Below are 22,321 nucleotides of genomic sequence, written 5' to 3' on the forward strand. Positions count from 1 at the left end.
TGCCGTGACCCAATCCGATCCCAATCTCTCTCTCTTTACCTACGACGGCGAAATCATTTGCGGCGTCGATGAAGCCGGCCGCGGCCCCTTGGCAGGCCCAGTGTTTGCCGCCGCTGTCATACTCGATCCGGCGCGGCCGATCAGCGGCATGCGCGATTCCAAGAAGCTGAGCGCGGAACGCCGCGAGGCCCTGGCCGAGCAGATCAAAGCCAATGCACTGGCCTGGGCCATTGCCGAATGCTCCGAGGCGGAAATCGACCAGCTGAACATTTTGCAGGCGACCATGCTGGCGATGCGCCGCGCGGTAGAAGGATTAGCGATGCAGCCGACGCTGGCGCTGATCGACGGCAACCGCTGTCCGCAGCTCAGCATCCGCTCGGAAGCCATCATCAAGGGCGACGACAAGGTGCAAGCGATTTCGGCCGCCTCGATTCTCGCCAAGACGGCGCGCGACGCTGCGTTGCAGGTGCTGCATGAACAGTATCCGCACTACGCCTTCGATCAGCACAAAGGCTATCCGACTGCGCTGCACATGGAGCGGCTGCGCCTGCACGGCGTCTCGCCGGTGCATCGCAGATCCTATGCTCCGGTGCGGGCCTTGCTGGCGACTGTTCCCGGCGGAGCGGCATAATGAAAAGCATCACTTCGTCCGCCAATCCTTTGTACAAGGAACTCAAGCAGCTGGCCACCAGCGCCCAGGCGCGGCGCAAGGCAGGCCGCAGCTTGCTGGACGGGATCCATCTGACTGAATCGTATCTGCAGCATGGCGGCAAGCCGGAGCTGTGCGTCGCCAGCGAAACCGCGCTGTCGCATGCCGAGGCCAGCGCGGTGATCCGCTCATGCCAGGCCGCAGCGGTGCAATGCGTGGTGTTGCCGGACGGCCAGTACCAGGCGCTGAGCCAGGTCGAGCACGGCGTCGGCCTGCTGTTCGTGATCGAAACGCCGAAAACGGCGCTGCCGGCCGTACTGGCCCAGTCCGCGGTGCTGCTCGACAACTTGCAGGATCCCGGCAATCTCGGCTCCATCCTGCGTAGCGCTGCCGCCGCCGGCATCAAGCAGATCTATTGCTCGGAAGGGAGCGCATCGGCTTGGTCGCCTAAAGTCTTGCGGGCCGGGATGGGCGCCCATTTCATCCTGGATATTTTTGAAGGCGTTGACCTGGCGGCGTTGATGGCAAGCACGCAGGTACCGGTGTTTGCCACCAGCTCTTATGCCGCTCAGAGCATCTACCAGGCCGATCTCAGCGCGCCGCTGGCCTGGCTGTTCGGCCATGAGGGGCAGGGCGTCGCCGAGGACCTGCTGCAACTGGCCAGCCAGCAAGTCGTGATCCCGCATCGCGGGCAGATGGAATCTCTGAACGTGGCAGCCGCGGCCGCAGTATGTTTTTTTGAGCAGCTGCGTCAAACCAGTTAGTCCACTTGTATGACGGGCACAAAGTGCTGCCCGCTCTCCAGCCATATCAGGCAAGCAATGCTTGGTGTGATCGCCACGACAATTTCTCCATTTTTGTTGCAATAAAGGCAACTGCGCGCTAATATCAGCGAATGTTAATCTTTGCGCAAGTTTCTTGCGCGTTGGTTGCGGCCGCTGTGTGCCTCCGCGACAATGAATGGAGAGATATGATGAATTTGACCAAAAAGAAATCTACCGGGCGAACTCAAATCAATGAGTTCGGCAGCAGCACCGCTCTGGTGGATGCAGCAAAGTCCGATGCGCAGGCCGTGGCGGCTGAAGTGCATGCCGCGGCTGGCAACACCGATGCTGCATCCTCTTATTCTGCGGCGAGATCCGTGCTGGATGGAATGCATGGCGAGGCGCAGCTTGAAGTCATCCCGTTAAGTCCGGGTCTTGTTGTTGACAAGCTGGCCCCGTTGCCTGTGACGGCCGTCGACAACAGCTTGGACACGGGCAAATTGCTGAGTTCCGTTTATATCGATCAGTCAGGCGGCTGGGGGCTTCAGGTGGCGCCGGAAAGCGTCCCTGATGCAAGTGAGCAGGCAGTGGCGAGCGCCAATGAAAAGGCCTCGGAAGCGGAGGTTCTCGAGTTGGCCAGGCCGATCATCAATCTGGCCTTGGCCGACGCCGGTGCAATCGGCGAGATAGACAATGGCGGCACGACAGATGATGCCACGCCGACGTTCTCTGGTTATGGCGAACCGTTCGCCCGGCTGGAGATCTACGACAACGGCTTAGCTATCGGCGATACCGAGATAGGCGAAGACGGCATATGGTCGTTTACTGTCAGCGAATCATTGGCGCTGGGCGAACATTCGATCACGGTGGCTGTCGCGGGCGTGATGTCCGATCCGTTTGCGCTGACCGTCAGCTTCCCTGAAGCGGATGAGCCGGCGGCCGACGGTTTGGCGCTGGACGAGTTGCTGCAGCCGCCTGCGGCCGAACTCATGGCCGGCGACGAGGCCGGGATTTTGCCGGTTGGCGAAGCCGCTCACGCTCTCGATCTGTCGAGAGAAACATTCGGCAGCAGTGTGCTTGCCGACGGGCCGTCAGTTGCGGCGGCGGGTGCCAACGGAGGGGTTTTGCTGGCGCCAACGCCGATGCCGGCGGAATTGTGGCAACCGGATCCGACCTGACCTGGCTGTCATAGTCCTGTCGAGATTTTCTTGAGTGATGATAAAGCTTGCGTGCCCTGCGCTCTCGTAGGGTGAGCACCTGTGCCCACGCGGACGCGACGGGAATGATGCTGCGTGGGCACAGATGCCATCATGGGCGACCTCACCGTCCTGTTTACAAACAATGCCGGCGAACGCGCAGAGCACATGCCTGCGGTCAAACAAAAATCTCTGCTTGCTTCCATACGCCCGCCGACAGCGGGCACTTCTGCGTCATCCGCTCCTGCCTCAATATTCCACCTCAGCTAAAGCATGCTCAAAGTATTACGGCGAGCCTTTTCCGGTAATCCTATTTTGCCGGCTGCATTGCCGCCGAAGAGCCACATGTTTTTACGCAATTTACATTCAATTCTATTTATTAAGCCAGCGCGGGATATCAGTTGATTGTTTTTAAATTGGCGCGAATGTCAGGAATTTTTGTTACAAAAAATGAAGCTTTTAATATTGTCTTTTTTGTAATGATTTAAGCGTTGGCACGACTATGTCCAAGGCTGGGTAACAGTAAAAATATCGAAAAGTGCAAAAGCAGCTTGCTAGCCGTCCTTTCGGGATGGTCATGCATTTTGAGGTAAATGTCGCTTTTTAAACATCGCCGTTTTCATGTTGTCACTGCCAGCGTCCTTAAATTAATTTGTAGAGATTGAGAGAATGTATGGATTCCAATAAAAAAAATTCTGATGTGTCCGGTTTGTCCGATGCGTTGAACAGCGCGGCTGTTTTTGCCGAGACGTTAAAGTCTGCTGAACTGGTCAGTAGCGTGTCCCCTATGATCGGCAATGCAGTTTCCGAAGTGTCGGCAACGCCGTCGATTGACAGTATCCTTGACACGGCCGGCACCCAGACCGGCTTTGTCGATAGCGGCGCCACGATCGACGACGTGCGCCCCGGAATCCAGGGACATGGTGGCCAGCCCGGAACAACCGTCGAGATTTACGACCAAAAAGGTGAACTCGTCGCTGCTGCCAAGGTTGACAGATTTGGCGACTGGAATGCCAGGGTTTTTGAGAACCAGGCGCTGGCGCAGGGCGAGCACGTGCTTACCGCGGTCAGTGAGGATGGCGTGCGGTCTGAGCCGTTTACTTTGCATGTGGATATCCCGGCTTCTTCTAGGCCAACGATTGATGCCGCCATCGACAATGTTGGCGTCACCGGAGAGGTTGCCAACGGTGGCACGACGGATGATCGCACGCCGCAGCTGAGTGGCCATGGCATGGCGGATACGCAGGTGCTGATTTACATCGACGGTCAGCTGGTTGACAGTGCGCCGGTTGGCTCAGACGGTTCCTGGACCTACAACGTGAATAATGCCAAGCCTCTGGCGCCAGGCGAGCATGTGTTTAAAGTGAGCGGCTTGGGCATCGCGTCCGAGCCGTTTGTGCTGACAGTGGGCGATACCGAGCCGGTCTCCAAGCCGGTGATAGAATCAGCGTTCGACGACTTCGGCACTCCGGGATATGTTGCCAATGGCGGCAATACCGACGACACTACGCCGACGCTGCAGGGCCATGGCGCGGCGCCAGATGCCCAACTTGCCATCTACGATGGTGGCACCCGCCTGGGCTATGCGCTTGTTAACAGCGACGGCAGCTGGCGCTTCGATGTGAAGACGCCGCTGGGGCTGGGCGAGCATATGCTGACGGTGGCGTTCGTCACGCCATCGGGTATCGAGTCGCGTTCCGAGCCGTTCACGCTTACGGTGGAGGCCCCTGATTCCCCCAAGCCGATGATCGACTCGGCATTTGATGACTTCGGCACCCCGGGATATATCGCAAATGGCGGCAATACCGATGACGCTACGCCGAAGCTGCAAGGCAAGGGCGCGGTACCCAACACGCAACTGGAAGTCTACGACGGCAGCACTCGTCTGGGGTACGCGTATACCGATGGCGATGGGAACTGGACGTTCAATGTAAATAGTCCCCTGACGCTGGGCGAGCACGCGTTCACGGTGGTCGGTGCAGGGGTGAGTTCGGATGCGTTTGTGCTGAACATCACGGCGCCGGAAGCGGCCAAGCTGGTGATTGATTCTGCGTTCGACAATTTCGGCCAGACCGGTGCGATTGGCAATGGCGACACGACGGACGACGTGAATCCGAAGATCAGCGGCCATGGCCAGCCGAATACCCAGATCTTCCTGTATGAGGGAAATACCTATCTGGGGCAGACGATTGTGAAGGCTGATGGCAGCTGGAGCCTGTACCCGAACACTGTGCTGGCATCGGGTGAGCATGCATTCACGGTGCAGGATTACACCGGCGTGAAGTCCGAGCCGTTCGTGCTGCACGTGGCGCTGCCGGAAGCGGCCAAGCTGGTGATTGATTCTGCATTCGACAATTTCGGCCAGACCGGTGCGATTGGCAATGGCGACACGACGGATGACGTGAATCCGAAGATCAGCGGCCATGGCCAGCCGAATACCCAGATCTTCCTGTATGAGGGAAATACCTATCTGGGGCAGACGATTGTGAAGGCTGATGGCAGCTGGAGCCTGTACCCGAACGCCGTGCTGGCATCGGGTGAGCATGCATTCACGGTACAGGATTACACCGGCGTGAAGTCCGAGCCGTTCGTGCTGCACGTGGCGCTGCCGGAAGCGGCCAAGCTGGTGATTGATTCGGTGATCGATAATGTTGGCGGTGTGGAAGCCATCGTCAGCGGCGGTGTTACCGACGATGCACGGCCTACTTTCCACGGCCATAGCGATTACCCTGCCACCTGGATCTATTTGTTTGATGGCGATCAGGCAGTGGGTTCTTCTGTGGTGAATCCTGATGGCAGCTGGGATCTGGCCTCAGCGCATCGCCTTGAGGAAGGGCAGCACGAGTTCACGGTGCGTGGCACTGATAGTCAGGTTTCGGAACCTTTTCGGTTGACGGTAGCCGACGCGCCTGTAGAGCAAAAACTGGAGATCGATTCAGTTACTGACAATGTTGGTGTTACTGGCATTATTGGCAATGGCGGCACGACGGACGACGGTGCGCCGGTATTCCATGGCCACGGCGAGCCGGATGCCCCGGTCTACCTGTATATCGATGCTACTTATATCGGCAGTACGATAGTGCAATCGGACGGTAGCTGGGAGCTGGACATTGCCCATACCGACGCTGGAAATTTCTACTTGGGCAAGGGCGGCTACACGGCGACGGTGACTTCGGACGAAATACTGATATCTGACCCGTTTGTACTGCATGTCGCGGCCGATGAGCCGAATGCTGGTTTGGCCTCATTGTCAATCGGCGATTTGCTGCAAGCACCCGGCGAACTGTTCGCCGGCGCTGCCGACATCTCACCGGCTGGCCAGGACGCGCAAGTGTTCGACTTGAGCGCCGTCGAATTCGATGCGGATTCGGGCCATGTTGACACCTCGCGTGCCGAAGCTACCGGCGTCAGCGTCAGCCTGCCGACAGCGCCATTGTCGGAGCTGCTCGAGCTGCATGCCGCATAAGTCACGTTGCGGTCGTAAGGCAACCGGCCCAGAGCGCATCTACATTTCAGACAATGGGATTTGATGTGCTCGCGCTGATTGAAGCTTGACCTGGCTTGTTCACGAACCCACCGGTTTCCGGTGGGTTTCTTTTAGAACGTCCGTATCTCCGGCTTGATATCCTGCAGAATCGTCGCCGCAATTTCCTCAATCGACTTGGTGGTCGACGACATCCAGCGTATCCCTTCGCGCCGCATGATCTTTTCCGCTTCATTGACTTCATAACGGCAGTTCGCCAGCGCTGCATATTTGCTGCCCGGACGGCGCTCATTGCGGATTTCCGACAGCCGGTCGGCGGCGATGGTCAGTCCGAAAATCTTTTGCTTGAACGGCAACAGGCCGCTCGGCAGCTTGTCGCGCTCGAAATCCTCGGGGATCAAGGGATAGTTGGCGGCCTTGACGCCGAACTGCATCGCCAGGTAGAGGCTGGTCGGGGTCTTGCCGGAACGCGAGACGCCGACCAGGATGACGTCGGCGTCGGCCAGGTTCTTGTGCGACTGGCCGTCGTCGTGCGCCAGCGAGAAATTGATGGCTTCGATGCGGTTCTTGTATTCGTCGGTGTTGGCGGTGTTATGGCTGCGGCCGATGGTGTGGGTCGACTTCACGCCCAGTTCCTTTTCCAGCGGCTCGACAAAGGTCTGGATCAGGTCCATGTGCATCGCCTTGGCCTGCTGGATCACTTTCGACAGGTCGGCCTTCACCAGCGTGGAAAAGACGATAGGCAGCTTGCCGTCCGCGGCAAACGCCTCATTGATCTTGCGGGTGGCCTCGTAGGCCTTGTCCAGGGTATCGATGAAAGGCAGGCGCACCTGCTTGAAACGCAGCTCAAACTGGGTCAGCACCGAATGGCCGAAGGTCTCGGCGGTGATGCCGGTGCCGTCGGAAACGAAGAACACGGTGCGGTTGGCGGGGATCAGCGGGGCGGGAGCAGCATTAAGCATAATATTGTCAAGAAAATAACGAGCAAAATCAACGGGAAAATCAAGGCTAGCCTGGCGGCCAGGCCGGCGCGGAAACTTTTCACCGAGCCAGGGCTCTAGCTTACTGTGAAGCGGCTGCCGCCTTGTACGCCTTTTAACGTTAAATTGGCATAAAATGGCAGCCAACTGAATATTTAAAGCTGTCCGACGAAGAATAACAAAAAGCCAAGGATGGCGAAGGCAATTGTGAAGATTTCTTATCATCAAACTAGAGGTTGTTATGTCCAATGCAATACAGATGGGTGCTACCCAGGGGGCGGCTTACGTCATCTCCTTTGAAAATCTGCGGATGACGGATGTCGAATCCGTCGGCGGCAAAAACGCATCACTGGGTGAAATGATCAGCCAGCTGGCCGGCGCCGGAGTACGGGTGCCGGGCGGCTTCGCGACCACGGCGCAAGCATTCCGCGACTTCCTGTCGCATAGCGTCGACGGCGGACCGGCCTTGGCTGACCGCATCGCAGAACGCCTGGCCACGCTCAACATTGAAGACGTGCGGGCACTGGCGCAAGCCGGCGCCGAGATCCGTCAATGGATCGTGGAAACACCATTCCAGCCGCGCCTGGAACAGGAAATCAACGATTTCTACAAGCGCCTGGTGGCCGACTCCGCCAGCGAGATGTCGTTCGCCGTGCGTTCTTCCGCGACAGCGGAAGATTTGCCGGACGCTTCATTTGCTGGCCAGCAAGAAACCTTCCTCAACGTGGTCGGCATCGACAATGTGCTGGAAGCCATGAAGCACGTGTTCGCATCGCTGTATAACGATCGCGCCATCTCTTATCGCGTGCACAAGGGCTTTACGCACGCCGAAGTAGCCTTGTCGGCGGGCGTGCAGCGCATGGTGCGTTCCGATGTCGGCGCCGCCGGCGTCATGTTTACCCTGGATACCGAATCCGGCTTCAAGGATGTGGTCTTCATCACCTCCAGCTACGGCCTCGGCGAAACCGTGGTGCAGGGCGCTGTCAATCCGGACGAATTCTATGTCCACAAGCCGATGCTGGAACAGGGCAAGCTGCCGATCATCCGCCGCAATATCGGCTCCAAGCTGATCAAGATGGAATTCACCGGCGAAGCCAAGGCTGGCCGTTCGGTCAAGACGGTCGACGTGCCTATCGAACTGCGCAACCGTTACTCGCTCGACGATAAGGAAATTGTCGAGCTGGCCAAATACGCCACCATCATCGAGAAGCACTACGAGCGGCCGATGGATATCGAGTGGGGCAAGGATGGCCGCGACGGCAAGCTGTACATCTTGCAGGCGCGTCCGGAAACCGTGAAGTCGCAGGAAAAAGCCACCGATGCGCAGCAGCGCTTCAAGCTCAAGGGCGTCGGCACCGTGCTGACTCACGGCCGCGCCATCGGTCAGAAGATCGGCGCCGGTCCGGTGCGCGTGATCCACGATGCTTCCGAAATGGAAAGAGTGCAGCCGGGCGACGTGCTGGTTGCCGACATGACCGATCCTAACTGGGAACCGGTCATGAAGCGCGCTTCGGCGATTGTCACCAACCGCGGCGGCCGTACCTGCCACGCGGCGATCATCGCGCGCGAACTGGGCGTGCCGGCCGTGGTCGGCTGCGGCGACGCCACCGATGTGCTGAAGGATGGCACCCTGGTCACCGTTTCCTGCGCCGAAGGCGACGAAGGCAAGATCTACGACGGCCTGCTGGAAACTGAAGTGTCCGAAGTGGCGCGCGGCGCGCTGCCAGACCTGCCATTGAAGATCATGATGAACGTCGGCAATCCGCAGCTGGCTTTCGACTTCCAGTCGATTCCTAACGGCGGCGTCGGCCTGGCGCGCCTGGAGTTCATCATCAACAACAATATCGGCGTCCATCCGCGCGCGATCCTGGAATATCCGAACATCGATGCCGACCTGAAAAAGGCGGTCGAATCGGTGGCCCGCGGCCATGCTTCGCCGAAGGCATTCTATGTCGACAAGCTGGCCGAAGGCATCGCCACTATCGCTGCCGCTTTCTGGCCGAAGAAGGTGATCGTGCGCCTGTCCGACTTCAAGTCGAACGAATACAAGAAGCTGATCGGCGGTTCGCGCTACGAGCCCGACGAAGAAAATCCGATGCTCGGCTTCCGCGGCGCGGCGCGTTACCTGGCCAGCGATTTTGCCGAAGCGTTCGAAATGGAATGCCAGGCGATGAAGCGGGTGCGCAACGACATGGGCCTGACCAATGTCGAGATCATGGTGCCTTTCGTCCGCACCCTGGGACAAGCCGAGAAAGTCATCGGCCTGCTGGGCAAGAACGGCCTGGTGCGCGGCGAGAACGGTTTGCGAGTGATCATGATGTGCGAAGTGCCGTCCAACGCCATCCTGGCTGATCAGTTCCTGGAGTTTTTCGATGGTTTCTCGATCGGTTCCAACGACCTGACCCAGCTCACGCTGGGCCTGGACCGCGATTCCGGCATGGAATTGCTGGCCGCCGATTTCGACGAGCGCGATCCGGCCATCCTGGCCTTGCTGGAAAAGGTGATTGCAACCTGCATCGCCAAGGGCAAGTACGTCGGCATTTGCGGCCAGGGTCCATCCGACCATCCGGACTTTGCCGAATGGCTGATGAAGCAGGGCATCGAATCAATTTCGCTGAATCCTGATTCGGTGATCGATACCTGGCAGAAGCTGGCTGCGGCGCAATAAGTGCCTCCAGCAGGACAGTTGGCTGTTCTGCAATCATGAAAACGCGAGCCATGTGCTCGCGTTTTTGTTTTCCGCGCGAGATGTCAAGCGCTGTCCCTTGCAGAGCGGACAGGCTGTCAAAAAGATACTTGGATAATTGTATTTTTGATAAAATCAAGACGGCGCTGCTTTTTCAGGCAGCTGCGAGTCAGCGCGGCCAGCCGCATCTCCCTGCCGCTCCCGAGTTTGCTTTTTCATCATTGAAATGGCCTGAACATGATACTTACCCCAGTCGATTCCATCCGTGTCTACCAGGATGAGCTGACGGCAATCCGCCGCGACGTCCATGCCCACCCCGAACTGGGTTTTCAGGAAAACCGTACTTCTCAACTGGTGGCGGATTATCTGCAGAAATGGGGAGTCGAAGTGCATCGCGGGATCGCCAAGACCGGTGTGGTTGGCTTGGTCAGAGGACAGCAGGAAGGCGCTGCTGTCGGTCTGCGCGCGGATATGGATTGCCTGCCCATGACAGAGGCAAACTCCTTTTCTCACCGTTCCACGCATGAAGGACGAATGCACGCCTGCGGTCATGACGGCCATACTGCGATGTTGCTGGGAGCGGCCCGGTATCTGGCTGAAACACGGTGCTTTGCCGGCACTGCGGTCCTGATTTTCCAGCCGGCGGAAGAAGGCGGCGGCGGCGCCGAAGCGATGATCAAGGATGGATTGTTTGAACGATTCCCGGTCGATGCCGTGTATGCCTTGCACAACAACCCGAGCCTGCCGCCCGGCGTGATTGCGGTGCAGCCCGGGCCGGTGGAGGCCGCAGCAGATGAATTCGAACTGGTCGTCGCCGGGCGCGGTGGCCATGCCGCGATTCCCCATACGGCGATAGATCCTGTGCTGGTGACAGGTCATATCATTACAGCCCTGCAAAGCATCGTGAGCCGCAATCTGCATCCGCTGGATGCCGGCGTGGTCACCGTGGCCAGCATGCAAACCAGCCAGACTACGGCGTACAACGTCATTCCCGCTGCGGTCAGGATGATTGGCACGGCGCGCAGTTTTACCCCGCAGGCGCGGGATTTACTGGAGCTGAGGATAGGGGAGATAGCGCAGAATATCGCCGCAGCGTTCGGGGCGACTGTCGCCTACACCTATCGTCGCGGCTATCCGGCGACAGTCAATCACAAAGAGCAGGCATTATTTGCCGCACAGGTGGCCGACGGTCTGATCGGCGCCGCAAATGTCCGGCGCGACAATCCTCTCACTATGGGCGCAGAGGATTTTTCCTATATGCTGCTAGCCCGGCCCGGCGCCTACATATACCTGGGGCAGGGCGGCGCGGAAGCCTCGGATATCAGCGCTTGCGACTTGCACAACGACCGTTATGATTTCAACGATAGCGTCACGGCCTTGGGCGCCGGCATGCTGGCGTCGCTGGTGGAGCAGAGCCTGTTCTTAAGCAAACTGTAAGCAGGCCCGCGTCGCCAAGCGATAGTCCGGGTGCCGGTTTATGTATGCGCCGCTGCTTCCGGCTGCGTGTTGACGACGATGGCGATCCTGACGCCGAGCGAGTTGATCAGCTTGGCGATGGTTTCAAAGCGCGGCTTGGCCCCGGGCGCCAGCGCCTTGTACAAACTCTCGCGGCCCAGCCCAGCGTCCTTGGCGATCTGCGACATGCCGCGGGCTTTCGCTACGTCGCCGAGCGCGGCGATGAATACGTCAGGATTGTCGTCTGCCAGCGCTTCGGTGAGGTAGGCTGCGATGATTTCGTCGCTGTCGAGAAAATCCGCCGCGTCGAATGTTGAAAATACTGGTTTCATGACTTATTCCTTCAATGATTTGGCCATTTCCCTGGCGCGCTTGATGTCCTTCTTCTGCGAGGATTTGTCGCCGCCCATCAACAGCAGGATCAAGCTCTTGCCGCGCCTAGTGAAATACACGCGGTAGCCCGGGCCGGTGTGTATGCGTAGTTCGCTAATGCCGTCGCCAACCGGTTCAACGTCGCCAAGATTGCCAAAGCCTGCGGATCTGATGCGTCTCAGGATGCTGGCCTTTCCTTGCGCATCGCGCAGATCATGGAGCCAGCGTTTGAAGAGATCGGACAGCAAGATCTCGAACATGGGAATACTGTATCCAATTGGATACTTAAGTCAAGAGCATTCTACTTTTACGTCAACGATGTTTGTTGTCAAATAAATACGTGTAATTTAGCTGATTTTTAGAGAAACACTTAAAAAATCATTCAGTTCCTCGGCCACCCGCTGGATCAATCCATGCCAGTTTCCTGCTGCATCCTGCCGCAGCAGGCGAGCGCTCGGATACCATGGGCTGTCTTCACGATCCAGCAGCCAGCGCCAGTCAGGCACCCATGGCAAGAGTATCCACACCGGCACACCCAGCGCGCCGCTCAGGTGGGCGATGGAGGTATCGACGCTGATCACCAGGTCGAGATTGGCGATGATCGCGGCGGTGTCGTCAAAGCCATCGAGATCGGCCGCGGGCAGGCGCAGCTTTGGGTTCTGTTGCAGGAAGGCGAGGTCGCGTTCCCGTACTTCCTTCTGGATCAGGAAAAAATCGGCATCCAGTTGCAACAGCGGCGCAAAATCCTGCAGCGGCATGGAGCGTCTGTGGTCGTTGGTATTGCCCGGATTACCGGAGCAAACCAGGCCGATCTTGATTTTGCCGTTGGTAAAATCCTGGCGGCTTCTCCAGCGCTCCTGTTTGGCCCGATCGGCGTGCAGATAGGCCGGTCCGGCGGGGATGCTGGCCAGATCCGTCTTGAACACCAGCGGCAAACTCATCAGCGGCGTCTGGTAGTCAACTTGCGGCACGCTCTCGCCGATGGCGATGACCTGGAATCCGCCCAGGGTCTGGGCAATGGTCTTCAAGGCGGGATCGACTTCCAGGATTACCTCTGCGCCCAGCGCGGCCACCAGCGTCGCGTAGCGGCAAAACTGGATGGTGTCGCCCAGGCCCTGTTCCGACCACAGCAGAATCCGTTTGCCGGCGATGTCCGGCTGGCCTAGCCACAGGGGAAGGCCGGTGTGGCGAGGGGTATCGGCATTGCCTTTTTTCCAGCGGTATTCATAACTTTGCCAGCCGGCCTCGAATTGTCCCAGCACCAGCTGCGACAGCGACTGGTTGGAGAGGACGTCGGCATAACCGCTTTGCAGGCTCAGCGCACGGCCGTAGCTGGCGAGCGCCTGTTCATGGCGCTTCATGCGGCTCAGGGTCAGGCCGTGGTCGCCCCAGGCTTCGGCATTGGCGGGCGCCAGCGCCAGGCCCTGTTCATGGTCGCCCAAAGCCTCCTCATAACGTTCCAGCTTGTGCAGGATGACTGCGCGGTCCAGGCGGTAGGCGGCGCTGTGCGGCGCCAGGGACACGGCGCGGTCGGCGCAGGCCAGCGCCTCCGCATAGCGTTCCAGCTTGTCCAGCGCCAGGCTTTTCTTGTACCAGCCGTCCGCCATGGCCGGCTGCAGCGCCAGCGCCTTGTCCAGGCAGAGCAGCGCTTCGTCGTAATGCCGCAGCTGATAGCAGATCGCGCCCTTGTGCGCCCAGCCGTCGGCATAGTCGGGCCAGTGCGTCAGCGCTTGCTCCAGGCAGGCCAGCGCTTCCAGATGGCGTTGCAGGTTGACCAGGGCGGCGGTCTTGGCCAGCAGGATTTCCGGTTTGACGTAGCCAAGGGCGATGATGCGTTCATACGCCTGCAGCGCGGCGGCGAATTCGCCCGACTCGAACTGCACCCGGGCCAGCTTGTAGTGCAGCGAGACGTTATTGGCATCCAGCGCCAGCGCTTTCTGGAACAGGCCGATAGCTTGTGGACGCCGGCCGCTGGCGGCTTGGATCACGCCGAGAATATGCAGGGCGTCGAAATTCGCCGGCTGGCTTTGCAAGATGTTCGAGAGGACTTGTTCGGCTTGCCGGGTGTTTCCGTTCTGGAAATCCTTGTAAGCCTGTTGAATGAGATTGATTGTGTTCATGTACTTGCTGCCCGGATCAGGGGCGGTGCCTATGGGCGAGACCAGAGCATAGCATCTCGCCGGACTCGCGGCGGCCCGGCCAGCGCTGTATGTTGATTGTCTGCATCAAGAATTCACGTGTTTATTTATCAATTGGATTACACTATGTGCTCTACATAACGGAAAGCAATATATGGCTGGATGGGTGATGTGGATGTTGGCGGCCGGCGTGCTGGTCGTCGCGGAACTGGCGACGACCACGCTGTACCTGTTGATGGTGGCGATTGGCCTGGCAATGGGCGGTGTTGCCGCGCTGGCTGGGCTGGGCGTGGAGTGGCAGCTGCTGGTTGCTGCGGTGGTTGCGCTGGCGGCCACTTATCTGCTGCGCCGCAGCCGCTTCGGCAAGCGTTCGCGGGTCAAGGCCGAGCGCGACCCCAATGTCAACCTCGACATCGGCCAGTCCGTCACGGTCGATCAATGGCAGCACGATGCAGCAACCGACGGCGCCGGCGGCGAGTTCACCGCGCGCATCCGCTATCGTGGCGCCATGTGGGATGTCGAGCTGGCGCCGACGGCGACTGCCCGTTCCGGTCTGTTCTACATCCAGGAAATTCGCGGCAGCCGGCTGATTGTCGGTAACAGCCCGGAGCAGCACTAGAACGTCGCCCGCCTTCGGCGGACGCCCTTGTTCTCAATTCAAAAGGAAAAATCATGTTTGGAAGCGTCTCGTTAGTCCTGCTGGTGATCGTCGTCATCTTTATCGCCAAGACCATCAAGGTGGTGCCGCAGCAGCACGCCTGGGTGGTCGAACGCCTCGGCAAGTATCATGCAACCCTGGGGCCGGGCCTGAGCATCGTGGTGCCCTTTATCGACCGCGTCGCCTACAAGCACATCCTGAAAGAAATCCCGCTCGACGTGCCGCCGCAGGTTTGCATCACGCGCGACAATACGCAATTGCAGGTGGATGGCATCCTGTATTTCCAGATCACCGATCCGATGCGCGCATCCTATGGTTCTTCCAACTACATCGCCGCTATCACGCAACTGGCGCAAACCACCTTGCGTTCGGTGATCGGCAAGATGGAGCTGGACAAGACCTTTGAAGAGCGCGACCACATCAACACCACCATCGTCAACGCCATCGATGAATCCGCCGCCAACTGGGGCGTCAAGGTGCTGCGCTATGAAATCAAGGATCTGACGCCGCCTAAGGAAATCCTGCACGCGATGCAGGCGCAGATTACCGCGGAGCGCGAGAAGCGCGCGCTGATTGCTGCTTCGGAAGGACGCAAGCAGGAACAGATCAATATCGCCACCGGCGAGCGCGAAGCCTCGATCGCCAAGTCGGAAGGTGAAAAGCAGGCTTCCATCAATCGCGCCCAGGGCCAGGCGGCAGCAATCCTGTCGATCGCCGAAGCCAGCGCCGAAGCGATCCGCAAGACGGCGGCGGCGATCCAGTCGCCAGGCGGCTCGGACGCTGTCAACCTGAAAGTGGCGGAGCAGTATGTGGCAGCCTTCGGGCAATTGGCGAAGACCAACAACTCGATTATCGTACCGGCCAACATGGGCGATATCAGCGGCTTGATTGCCACCGCGCTGCAAGTGGTCAAGTCCCAGACCAAGTCTTGAACCAGGCATAAAAACGCGGCCCCGGCGAAATTCACATTTCGCCGGGGCCGTTTTTTATTGTAGCTGGCGGTGTGCCGGACTTGCTGTCCGGCTTAACGCCGGTGCTGTTTCATGGCTGCCTGCACTTCGCGCTCGCCGTCGCGCTGGCGTTCGGTATCGCGCTTGTCATGCTGTTTTTTACCCTTGGCCAGGCCGATTTCGCATTTGATGCGGCCGCGCAGGTAGTGCAGGTTGATCGGCACCAGCGTATAGCCGGAGCGCTCGACCTTGATGATCAGCTTCTTGATTTCTTCCGCATGCAGCAGCAGCTTGCGAGTGCGCACCGCTTCCGGATGCACATGGCTGGAGGCGCTGAGAAGGGCGCTGATATGGGCGCCGAACAGATAGATTTCGCCGTTGCGGACGATGACGTAGGATTCTTTCAGGTTGGCGCGGCCGGCGCGGATCGCTTTTACTTCCCAGCCGTGCAGTTCCATGCCTGCTTCGAAACGCTCTTCTATGAAGTAGTCGTGGAAGACTTTTTTGTTGTCAATAATGCTCATGTAGTAGGAAAATCGCGCAGGTCGGTTAAAATTTCAAGTTGTGATTCTATCAAACGGTTGATATTCAATGGCAGTAGTGCATAAAACGGTACTTTTGGGGTACAGCGCAGAGCAGATGTTTGCGCTGGTCGATCGGGTGGAAGACTACCCGCAATTCCTGCCGTGGTGCGGCGGGGTGGATGTGCGTGAACGCGCTGCCGGCAAGCTGGTGGCGACACTGAACATACATTACCACGGTATCAAGCAATCGTTTACTACTGAAAACAGCAACACGCCGCCCAGCGCGATGCAGATGCGGCTGGTGGAAGGGCCGTTCAAGCAGCTCGACGGCAACTGGAGCTTCAAGGCCTTGCGCGCCGATGCCTGCAAGATCGAATTCGATCTGCATTACGAGTTTTCCAACAGGATCCTGGAAAAGCTGATCGGCCCGGTATTCGGCATGATCGCCAACAGCTTCGTCGATTCTTTCTGCAAGCGCGCCGACGCCGTCTATGGCCACCATGAGTGAAACCGCAGCCAGCGCAGGGCAGATACGGATACAAGTCTGTTACGCCACGCCCGCGATCCAGGCGCTGAAAGAGCTGTCGGTGCCGGCCGGCACCTTGCTGCACGACGGCATCAAGCGCAGCGGCCTGCTGGAAGAAATGCGTGAAATCGACCTCAGCTGCTGGCGCGTCGGCATCTACGGCAAGCTGAAGACATTGGACACGGTGCTGCGCGACCGCGACCGCATCGAGATCTACCGGCCGCTGATCGCCGATCCGATGGAATCGCGGCGCAAGCGCGCCGACAAAAAAGCCCGCTAGATAGCGGGCTTTTTTTACGCCGTCCTGCGCGTCATTGGCAGTCGTTAAGGACCGCGCGGTTGTCGGCGTTCTGCTTGGCGCGCTGGTCATCGTTCATATAGGTGCGCTGGCCGTTGGCGTCGGTCTGGGCAATCCGTGTGCCGGAATCCAGGGTGCGCTGGTTGGCGCGGGCGCGGGCGCAGTTTTCTGCCTTGTCCGAGGCTTGCTTGGCTTCCTGCGCGGCTTTCTTGTTCTTTTCCGCCTGCTCGGCCTTGCGTTTTTGATAGGCGGCGTCCTGGTCAGCGATGGTCGGCGGCGCGGCCGGCGCAGCTTTCGCATCGGCGGCAGCATCGTCAGCCGTGCCGTTGCCGGCTTCCTGGCTGCCGGCGCCGCGCGCCAGGCTTTGACCCGGTGTCTTGAGAATCCGCTTGTTCGGCACCGAAGCCGGCGGCGGCATGTCTGAATACTGTTTCACTCCCTTTTCGTCCAGCCAGATGAATTGCGCCAGGGCGGAAGTCGCCAGGCCCAGCAAGACAACAGCCGCGGTGGCGGAGAAAACGTGTTTCAGACGCATTGCATTCATTGCTATTCCTTGAGGCAGTAAAACCGGATTGAAGGTTTATCGAATCGAAGCGCAGATTTCGCCATGATTCACCCAGCATGTCAATGAAACGATAGTGCTTTGTGGAAATATTTTATGCCGGGTGCGTAAAATCACGCAAGGTTAGGCGAGTTGCGCGGATTTCTGTATAATTCGCTTTTGCGCCTATAGGAAAAACTATGCGTCTACTTCAGAAAGCACTCACGTTCGATGACGTGCTGTTAGTTCCGGCTTATTCGGACGTCCTCCCCAAAGACACTACCCTCAAAACGCGTCTGTCCCGCAATATCGATATCAACATTCCGTTGCTGTCGGCTGCGATGGATACCGTGACTGAAGCGCGGCTGGCGATCGCCATGGCGCAAGAGGGCGGCATCGGCATCATCCACAAGAATCTGACTGCGCAGGAACAGGCGCGCGAAGTCTCCAAGGTCAAGCGTTTCGAATCCGGCGTGGTGCGCGATCCGATCACGATTCCGCCCAACATGCGTATCCGTGAAGTGATGGCCTTGTCAGAACTGCATGGCATCAGCGGTTTCCCGGTGGTCGAAGGCAATCGCCTGGTCGGCATCATCACCAACCGCGACCTGCGTTTTGAAGAAGAACTGGACGCTGAAGTCAGCGCCAAGATGACGCCGCGCGACAAGCTGGTCTACGTCAAGGACGGCGCCGACCTGTCGGAAGCCAAGCGCCTGATGAACAAGCACCGTTTGGAACGCGTGATGGTGGTTAACGACGCCTTTGAGCTGCGCGGCCTGATCACGGTCAAGGATATCCAGAAATCGACCTCGCACCCGCTGGCCTCCAAGGACAGCCAGGGCAAGCTGCGTGTAGGCGCCGCGGTCGGCGTCGGTGCCGATAACGAAGAACGCATCGAGCTGCTGGTGAAAGCCGGCGTCGACGTCATCGTGGTCGATACCGCGCACGGCCATTCCAAGGGCGTGCTGGACCGCGTCAAATGGGTCAAGCAGAATTTCCCGCAGGTGGAAGTCATCGGTGGCAATATCGCTACCGCGGCTGCCGCCAAGGCATTGGCAGACCACGGCGCCGACGGCGTCAAGGTCGGCATCGGTCCTGGCTCGATCTGCACCACGCGTATCGTCGCCGGTGTCGGCGTGCCGCAGATTTCCGCCATCTCCAATGTCGCGCAAGCGCTCAAGGGCACGGGCATTCCATGTATCGCCGACGGCGGTATCCGCTTCTCGGGCGACATCGCCAAGGCGCTGGCCGCCGGCGCCTCGACCGTGATGATGGGCAGCATGTTTGCCGGCACCGAAGAAGCGCCGGGCGAAGTGATCCTGTTCCAGGGCCGCAGCTACAAGTCGTACCGCGGCATGGGCAGCCTGGGCGCGATGTCGGACGGTTCCGCCGACCGCTATTTCCAGGACTCGGCCAACAAGGCCGACAAGTTCGTTCCTGAAGGCATCGAAGGCCGGGTTCCTTACAAGGGCAGCGTCCTGACGATCTTGTACCAGTTGATCGGCGGCGTGCGTTCTTCCATGGGTTACTGCGGTTGCGCCACTATCGACGAGCTGCGCGAAAGAGCTGAATTCGTGGAAATCACCTCGGCCGGCATGCGCGAATCGCATGTCCATGACGTCCAGATTACCAAGGAAGCGCCTAACTATCGCACCGATTGATAGTTGGATTTGCACCTTGATCTAGTCCAGGAACGCGCCACCTGCGGGAATACCGCCGGTGGCGCGTGCACTTTAAAGATTCTTTATTTTTGCTAAATCAGCCACCAGGCATCCACCATGCACTCAAAAATCCTCATCCTCGATTTCGGCTCCCAGGTAACCCAACTGATCGCACGCCGCGTGCGCGACGCTGGCGTGTTTTCCGAAGTGTTCCCCTACGATGTGTCCGATGAATTCGTCCGCAACTACGGCGCTTCCGGCATCATCCTGTCGGGCGGCCCGAACAGCGTTACCGACGGTGACACACCGCGCGCGCCGCAAGCGGTGTTCGAGCTGGGCGTGCCGGTATTCGGCATCTGCTACGGCATGCAGACCATGGCCGAGCAGCTGGGCGGCAAGGTCGAGATGGGCAAGGTACGCGAGTTCGGCTACGCCGAAGTGCGCGCCCGCGGCCACAGCGCGCTGCTGGAAGGCATCAGCGACTTCGTCACGCCGGAATCGCACGCTATGCTGAAAGTCTGGATGAGCCACGGCGACAAGGTCGACCACATGCCGCCCGGCTTCAAGCTGATGGCATCCACCCCGAACTGCCCGATCGCCGGCATGGCCGACGATGAGCGCCATTTCTACGCGGTGCAGTTCCATCCGGAAGTTACCCACACGCTCAAGGGCGAAGCCATCCTGAGCCGCTTCGTGATCGATATCTGCGGCTGCAAGCCGGACTGGAACATGCCGGACTACATCGCTGAAGCGGTCGAATCGATCCGCCAGCAGGTCGGCAGCGACGAAGTCATCCTCGGCCTCTCCGGCGGCGTCGACAGCAGCGTTGCCGCCGCCCTGATCCATCGCGCCATCGGCGACCAGCTGACCTGCGTCTTCGTCGACCACGGCCTGCTGCGCCTCGACGAAGGCAAGATGGTGATGGAAATGTTTGCCGAAAACCTCGGCGTCAAAGTGATCCATGTCGATGCGTCCGCACAGTTCATGGGCCACCTGGCCGGCGTCACCGATCCGGAAGCCAAGCGCAAGATCATCGGCCGCGAATTCGTCGAAGTGTTCCAGGTCGAATCCGCCAAGCTGAAGAACGCCAAATGGCTGGCGCAAGGAACGATTTATCCTGACGTCATCGAAAGCGCGGGCAACGGCAAGAATGCCGCGCACACCATCAAGAGCCACCACAACGTCGGCGGCCTGCCGGAAACCCTTAACCTGCAATTGCTGGAACCGCTGCGCGAACTGTTCAAAGACGAAGTACGCAAGCTCGGCGTCGCCCTCGGCCTGCCGCACGCGATGGTCTACCGTCACCCGTTCCCGGGCCCGGGCCTGGGCGTGCGCATCCTCGGCGAAGTCAAAAAAGAATTCGCCGACCTGCTGCGCCGCGCCGACGCCATTTTCATCGAAGAGCTGCGCAACACCAAGGACGATGACGAGCAATCCTGGTACGACAAGACCAGCCAGGCGTTCGCGGTTTTCCTGCCGGTCAAGTCAGTCGGCGTGATGGGCGACGGCCGCACCTACGAATACGTAGTGGCCTTGCGTGCGGTACAGACGCAAGACTTCATGACTGCGCACTGGGCGCATCTGCCGCATGAGTTGCTGGGACGGGTATCGAACCGCATCATCAATGAAGTGCGCGGGATCAATCGTGTGGTTTATGATATTTCAGGAAAGCCGCCTGCGACTATCGAGTGGGAATGAAAATACGTCTAGCACTCGCAAGTATACGAAAGTAGAAAATACCTCAAAGCCCGCGTAAATGCGGGCTTTTTTGCTTTTTGGCTCCGCATTGATTGGCAGGCCGATGTATACCCAAGTACTTATTCCAGATGGCATTTGTGATGGTATTATCCACGCCGATGCCATGAGGGCCACCCGATACCATGCCATGATTTTTTTTATCTTCATGGTATTGAAAATATCTAGATCATTGATTTGAAAGAGATATTTAGCAGAAAAAGCGGACGTGGAAATCATGGTATTTCTAACTAAAAAAGGAAGAAAGCCATGTTGACCGATACCAAGCTGCGCAACTTAAAAGCGGGTGAGAAGCTTTTCAAAGTAAACGACCGTGATGGCCTCTACGTGGCGGTTACCCCAGCTGGATCGATCTCCTTCCGTTACAACTATTCGATCAATGGTAGGCAGGAGACACTGACGTTTGGGCGCTATGGCTTAGGCGGTATCTCGCTTGCAGAAGCCCGGGAGCAGCTGGGAGAAGCCAAGAAGATGATTGCCGCCGGGAAGTCGCCGGCCAAAGAGAAGGCACGAGACAAAGCCCGAGTGAAAGGCGTAGAGACGTTCGGCGCCTGGGCCGACAAATGGCTACGTGGCTATCAGATGGCCGACTCGACGCGGGATATGCGCACGTCCGTATATGAGCGAGAGATCAAGCCCAAGTTCCACAATAAAAAATTGATTGAATTTACGCACGAGGACCTGCGTGCACTGACCGATGTGATTGTCGAGCGAGGGGCACCGGCAACCGCAGTACACGTTCGGGAAATCGTTTCACAGGTATTTCGCTGGGCAATAGAGCGCGGCCAGAAGGTGGCAAATCCGGCAGATTTAGTAAGGCCGACCACTATCGCCAAATTTGAGCCGCGTGACCGTGCGTTGACCCCCGAAGAAATCGGTATCGCTTATCGGTACATCGAGAGGATCGGTACGACGCCATCCATTCGTGCGGCGGCCAAGCTGCTTTTGCTGACAATGGTCCGAAAAAGTGAGCTAACAAATGCGACATGGGATGAAATCAATTTCAGCCAGGCCTTATGGACGATTCCAAAGGAACGTATGAAGCGCCGCAATCCGCATCTTGTTTTTCTCTCGCGGCAGGTACTGGATATTTTTATTGCGCTTAAGACTTTTTCTGGTGGATCGGCATATATCCTGCCATCACGCTACGATTCGGACCTCCCTATGAGCAGCGCGACTTTGAATCAGGTGCTTACGCTGACGTACCGTCTCGCACAGAAAGAAGGGCAGGCACTATCGAAGTTCGGACCGCACGATCTGAGGCGTACAGCAAGCACCTTGCTGCATGAAGCTGGATACAACACTGACTGGATTGAAAAGTGCCTTGCGCACGAGCAGAAGGGCGTCAGAGCTGTCTACAACAAGGCCGAGTACAGAGAACAACGCACGGCCATGCTGCAGGATTGGGCGGATATGATTGATGAATGGACGATCAGGGGCAAGCGGCTTGCGGCATAAATCCTGGTCGTGCTGCTTGGTCACCGGAAGATCTTCTTATTTCGATCCACTCTTCGATTTCCGATAGATCCCAGGCCACGTTTCTACTTGTTAGCACAATCCGCTTCGGGAAGTCGCCGCGTTTTTCCATGTTGTAGATCACGCGGTCGGATAGAGGGATCATTGCCAGTAAGGTTTTTCGGTTGATTAGCATTTTGCTTTTGCTCCTTGAAGTGGTATTCATTTG

General features: G+C 58.4%; 20 protein-coding genes. 13 read left to right on the plus strand and 7 right to left on the minus strand.

Going from position 1 to position 22,321, the window contains the following annotated elements; genetic code table 11:
* Positions 1-4 precede the first annotated feature (4 nt).
* From rnhB to VNZ65_RS14360, 4 genes are all read left to right on the plus strand, one after another.
* The gene (gene rnhB / locus VNZ65_RS14345) at positions 5-631 is read left to right on the plus strand and encodes a ribonuclease HII (protein ID WP_325670110.1); all 627 of its coding nucleotides are present in this window, start codon (positions 5-7) and stop codon (positions 629-631) included.
* Positions 631-1,413: an RNA methyltransferase gene (locus VNZ65_RS14350; protein ID WP_325670112.1), complete on the plus strand. Its 783-nt coding sequence runs from the start codon at positions 631-633 to the stop codon at positions 1,411-1,413. Before rnhB ends, VNZ65_RS14350 begins: the two co-directional genes overlap by 1 nt.
* Positions 1,414-1,619: 206 nt before the next feature.
* Positions 1,620-2,591, plus strand: coding sequence for an Ig-like domain-containing protein (locus VNZ65_RS14355; protein WP_325670114.1), 972 nt, complete (start codon positions 1,620-1,622; stop codon positions 2,589-2,591).
* Between the two features lie 691 nt (positions 2,592-3,282).
* Positions 3,283-6,075 (plus strand): Ig-like domain-containing protein, encoded by a 2,793-nt coding sequence (locus VNZ65_RS14360; protein WP_325670116.1) that lies wholly within the window; start codon positions 3,283-3,285, stop codon positions 6,073-6,075.
* A gap of 131 nt (positions 6,076-6,206) precedes the next feature.
* Here the strand turns inward: VNZ65_RS14360 and ppsR are convergent, their stop codons facing one another.
* Complete coding sequence (gene ppsR / locus VNZ65_RS14365) at positions 6,207-7,055, minus strand: posphoenolpyruvate synthetase regulatory kinase/phosphorylase PpsR (RefSeq protein WP_325670118.1); 849 nt, start codon at positions 7,053-7,055, stop codon at positions 6,207-6,209.
* Between the two features lie 277 nt (positions 7,056-7,332).
* Here ppsR and ppsA point away from each other — a divergent pair, with 277 nt between their 5' ends.
* Positions 7,333-9,741: a phosphoenolpyruvate synthase gene (gene ppsA, locus VNZ65_RS14370; RefSeq protein WP_414649136.1), complete on the plus strand. Its 2,409-nt coding sequence runs from the start codon at positions 7,333-7,335 to the stop codon at positions 9,739-9,741.
* 255 nt (positions 9,742-9,996) lie between these two features.
* Positions 9,997-11,196, plus strand: coding sequence for a M20 aminoacylase family protein (locus VNZ65_RS14375; RefSeq protein WP_325670120.1), 1,200 nt, complete (start codon positions 9,997-9,999; stop codon positions 11,194-11,196).
* Between the two features lie 38 nt (positions 11,197-11,234).
* On the opposite strand, the gene VNZ65_RS14380 is transcribed toward VNZ65_RS14375, so the two are convergent.
* The 3 genes from VNZ65_RS14380 to VNZ65_RS14390 form a co-directional block, all read right to left on the minus strand.
* Positions 11,235-11,546 carry an addiction module antidote protein gene (locus VNZ65_RS14380; protein WP_325670122.1) on the minus strand — a complete coding sequence of 104 codons (312 nt, stop codon included), beginning with the start codon at positions 11,544-11,546 and terminating at the stop codon, positions 11,235-11,237.
* A gap of 3 nt (positions 11,547-11,549) precedes the next feature.
* Positions 11,550-11,846 (minus strand): type II toxin-antitoxin system RelE/ParE family toxin, encoded by a 297-nt coding sequence (locus tag VNZ65_RS14385; RefSeq protein WP_325670124.1) that lies wholly within the window; start codon positions 11,844-11,846, stop codon positions 11,550-11,552.
* 87 nt (positions 11,847-11,933) lie between these two features.
* Complete coding sequence (locus VNZ65_RS14390) at positions 11,934-13,706, minus strand: tetratricopeptide repeat protein (protein WP_325670126.1); 1,773 nt, start codon at positions 13,704-13,706, stop codon at positions 11,934-11,936.
* 172 nt (positions 13,707-13,878) lie between these two features.
* Here VNZ65_RS14390 and VNZ65_RS14395 point away from each other — a divergent pair, with 172 nt between their 5' ends.
* Complete coding sequence (locus VNZ65_RS14395; RefSeq protein WP_325670127.1) at positions 13,879-14,343, plus strand: NfeD family protein; 465 nt, start codon at positions 13,879-13,881, stop codon at positions 14,341-14,343.
* Between the two features lie 53 nt (positions 14,344-14,396).
* Complete coding sequence (locus tag VNZ65_RS14400; protein ID WP_325670129.1) at positions 14,397-15,314, plus strand: stomatin-like protein; 918 nt, start codon at positions 14,397-14,399, stop codon at positions 15,312-15,314.
* Positions 15,315-15,406: 92 nt separating this feature from the next.
* Here the strand turns inward: VNZ65_RS14400 and smpB are convergent, their stop codons facing one another.
* Entirely contained in the window at positions 15,407-15,856 is a 450-nt protein-coding gene (gene smpB / locus VNZ65_RS14405) for an SsrA-binding protein SmpB (protein WP_061942239.1), read from the minus strand.
* Positions 15,857-15,923: 67 nt separating this feature from the next.
* On the opposite strand from smpB, the gene VNZ65_RS14410 reads away from it, so the two are divergent.
* Both VNZ65_RS14410 and VNZ65_RS14415 read left to right on the plus strand, forming a co-directional pair.
* A complete protein-coding gene (locus VNZ65_RS14410; RefSeq protein WP_325670131.1) occupies positions 15,924-16,364 on the plus strand; it encodes a type II toxin-antitoxin system RatA family toxin in 441 nt (146 codons plus the stop codon).
* Positions 16,357-16,662 (plus strand): RnfH family protein, encoded by a 306-nt coding sequence (locus tag VNZ65_RS14415; protein ID WP_325670133.1) that lies wholly within the window; start codon positions 16,357-16,359, stop codon positions 16,660-16,662. The genes VNZ65_RS14410 and VNZ65_RS14415 overlap by 8 nt, the downstream gene beginning before the upstream one ends.
* Positions 16,663-16,693: 31 nt before the next feature.
* Here the strand turns inward: VNZ65_RS14415 and VNZ65_RS14420 are convergent, their stop codons facing one another.
* The gene (locus tag VNZ65_RS14420; RefSeq protein WP_325670135.1) at positions 16,694-17,224 is read right to left on the minus strand and encodes a DUF4124 domain-containing protein; all 531 of its coding nucleotides are present in this window, start codon (positions 17,222-17,224) and stop codon (positions 16,694-16,696) included.
* A 197-nt stretch (positions 17,225-17,421) separates the two neighbouring features.
* Between VNZ65_RS14420 and guaB the strand changes: the two genes are divergently transcribed.
* The 3 genes from guaB to VNZ65_RS14435 all read left to right on the plus strand — a co-directional run bounded on the left by guaB (position 17,422) and on the right by VNZ65_RS14435 (position 22,095).
* Positions 17,422-18,882: an IMP dehydrogenase gene (gene guaB, locus VNZ65_RS14425; RefSeq protein WP_061942233.1), complete on the plus strand. Its 1,461-nt coding sequence runs from the start codon at positions 17,422-17,424 to the stop codon at positions 18,880-18,882.
* 117 nt (positions 18,883-18,999) lie between these two features.
* Positions 19,000-20,580, plus strand: coding sequence for a glutamine-hydrolyzing GMP synthase (gene guaA / locus VNZ65_RS14430; protein ID WP_325670138.1), 1,581 nt, complete (start codon positions 19,000-19,002; stop codon positions 20,578-20,580).
* 306 nt (positions 20,581-20,886) lie between these two features.
* Positions 20,887-22,095, plus strand: a complete 1,209-nt coding sequence (locus VNZ65_RS14435; RefSeq protein WP_325670139.1) for a tyrosine-type recombinase/integrase — start codon at positions 20,887-20,889, stop codon at positions 22,093-22,095.
* Here VNZ65_RS14435 and VNZ65_RS14440 read toward each other — a convergent pair.
* A complete protein-coding gene (locus VNZ65_RS14440) occupies positions 22,070-22,318 on the minus strand; it encodes a helix-turn-helix transcriptional regulator (RefSeq protein ID WP_325670141.1) in 249 nt (82 codons plus the stop codon). The genes VNZ65_RS14435 and VNZ65_RS14440 overlap by 26 nt on opposite strands.
* Positions 22,319-22,321: the final 3 nt, after the last annotated feature.

This window comes from Collimonas sp., from assembly GCF_035566555.1.
Lineage (GTDB): Bacteria > Pseudomonadota > Gammaproteobacteria > Burkholderiales > Burkholderiaceae_D > Collimonas.

What these genes read in the sequence shown, in the direction of transcription:
- VNZ65_RS14400 (WP_325670129.1), top strand. Translation starts at nt 14,397, where the DNA reads ATGTTTGGAAGCGTCTCGTTAGTCCTGCTGGTGATCGTCGTCATCTTT.
- VNZ65_RS14440 (WP_325670141.1), bottom strand. Translation starts at nt 22,318, where the DNA reads ATGAATACCACTTCAAGGAGCAAAAGCAAAATGCTAATCAACCGAAAA.
- VNZ65_RS14390 (WP_325670126.1), bottom strand. Translation starts at nt 13,706, where the DNA reads ATGAACACAATCAATCTCATTCAACAGGCTTACAAGGATTTCCAGAAC.
- VNZ65_RS14375 (WP_325670120.1), top strand. Translation starts at nt 9,997, where the DNA reads ATGATACTTACCCCAGTCGATTCCATCCGTGTCTACCAGGATGAGCTG.
- VNZ65_RS14415 (WP_325670133.1), top strand. Translation starts at nt 16,357, where the DNA reads ATGAGTGAAACCGCAGCCAGCGCAGGGCAGATACGGATACAAGTCTGT.
- VNZ65_RS14360 (WP_325670116.1), top strand. Translation starts at nt 3,283, where the DNA reads ATGGATTCCAATAAAAAAAATTCTGATGTGTCCGGTTTGTCCGATGCG.
- ppsR (WP_325670118.1), bottom strand. Translation starts at nt 7,055, where the DNA reads ATGCTTAATGCTGCTCCCGCCCCGCTGATCCCCGCCAACCGCACCGTG.
- VNZ65_RS14420 (WP_325670135.1), bottom strand. Translation starts at nt 17,224, where the DNA reads ATGAATGCAATGCGTCTGAAACACGTTTTCTCCGCCACCGCGGCTGTT.
- VNZ65_RS14385 (WP_325670124.1), bottom strand. Translation starts at nt 11,846, where the DNA reads ATGTTCGAGATCTTGCTGTCCGATCTCTTCAAACGCTGGCTCCATGAT.
- VNZ65_RS14380 (WP_325670122.1), bottom strand. Translation starts at nt 11,546, where the DNA reads ATGAAACCAGTATTTTCAACATTCGACGCGGCGGATTTTCTCGACAGC.
- VNZ65_RS14410 (WP_325670131.1), top strand. Translation starts at nt 15,924, where the DNA reads ATGGCAGTAGTGCATAAAACGGTACTTTTGGGGTACAGCGCAGAGCAG.
- smpB (WP_061942239.1), bottom strand. Translation starts at nt 15,856, where the DNA reads ATGAGCATTATTGACAACAAAAAAGTCTTCCACGACTACTTCATAGAA.
- VNZ65_RS14395 (WP_325670127.1), top strand. Translation starts at nt 13,879, where the DNA reads ATGGCTGGATGGGTGATGTGGATGTTGGCGGCCGGCGTGCTGGTCGTC.
- guaB (WP_061942233.1), top strand. Translation starts at nt 17,422, where the DNA reads ATGCGTCTACTTCAGAAAGCACTCACGTTCGATGACGTGCTGTTAGTT.
- VNZ65_RS14350 (WP_325670112.1), top strand. Translation starts at nt 631, where the DNA reads ATGAAAAGCATCACTTCGTCCGCCAATCCTTTGTACAAGGAACTCAAG.
- VNZ65_RS14435 (WP_325670139.1), top strand. Translation starts at nt 20,887, where the DNA reads ATGTTGACCGATACCAAGCTGCGCAACTTAAAAGCGGGTGAGAAGCTT.
- VNZ65_RS14355 (WP_325670114.1), top strand. Translation starts at nt 1,620, where the DNA reads ATGATGAATTTGACCAAAAAGAAATCTACCGGGCGAACTCAAATCAAT.
- ppsA (WP_414649136.1), top strand. Translation starts at nt 7,333, where the DNA reads ATGGGTGCTACCCAGGGGGCGGCTTACGTCATCTCCTTTGAAAATCTG.
- guaA (WP_325670138.1), top strand. Translation starts at nt 19,000, where the DNA reads ATGCACTCAAAAATCCTCATCCTCGATTTCGGCTCCCAGGTAACCCAA.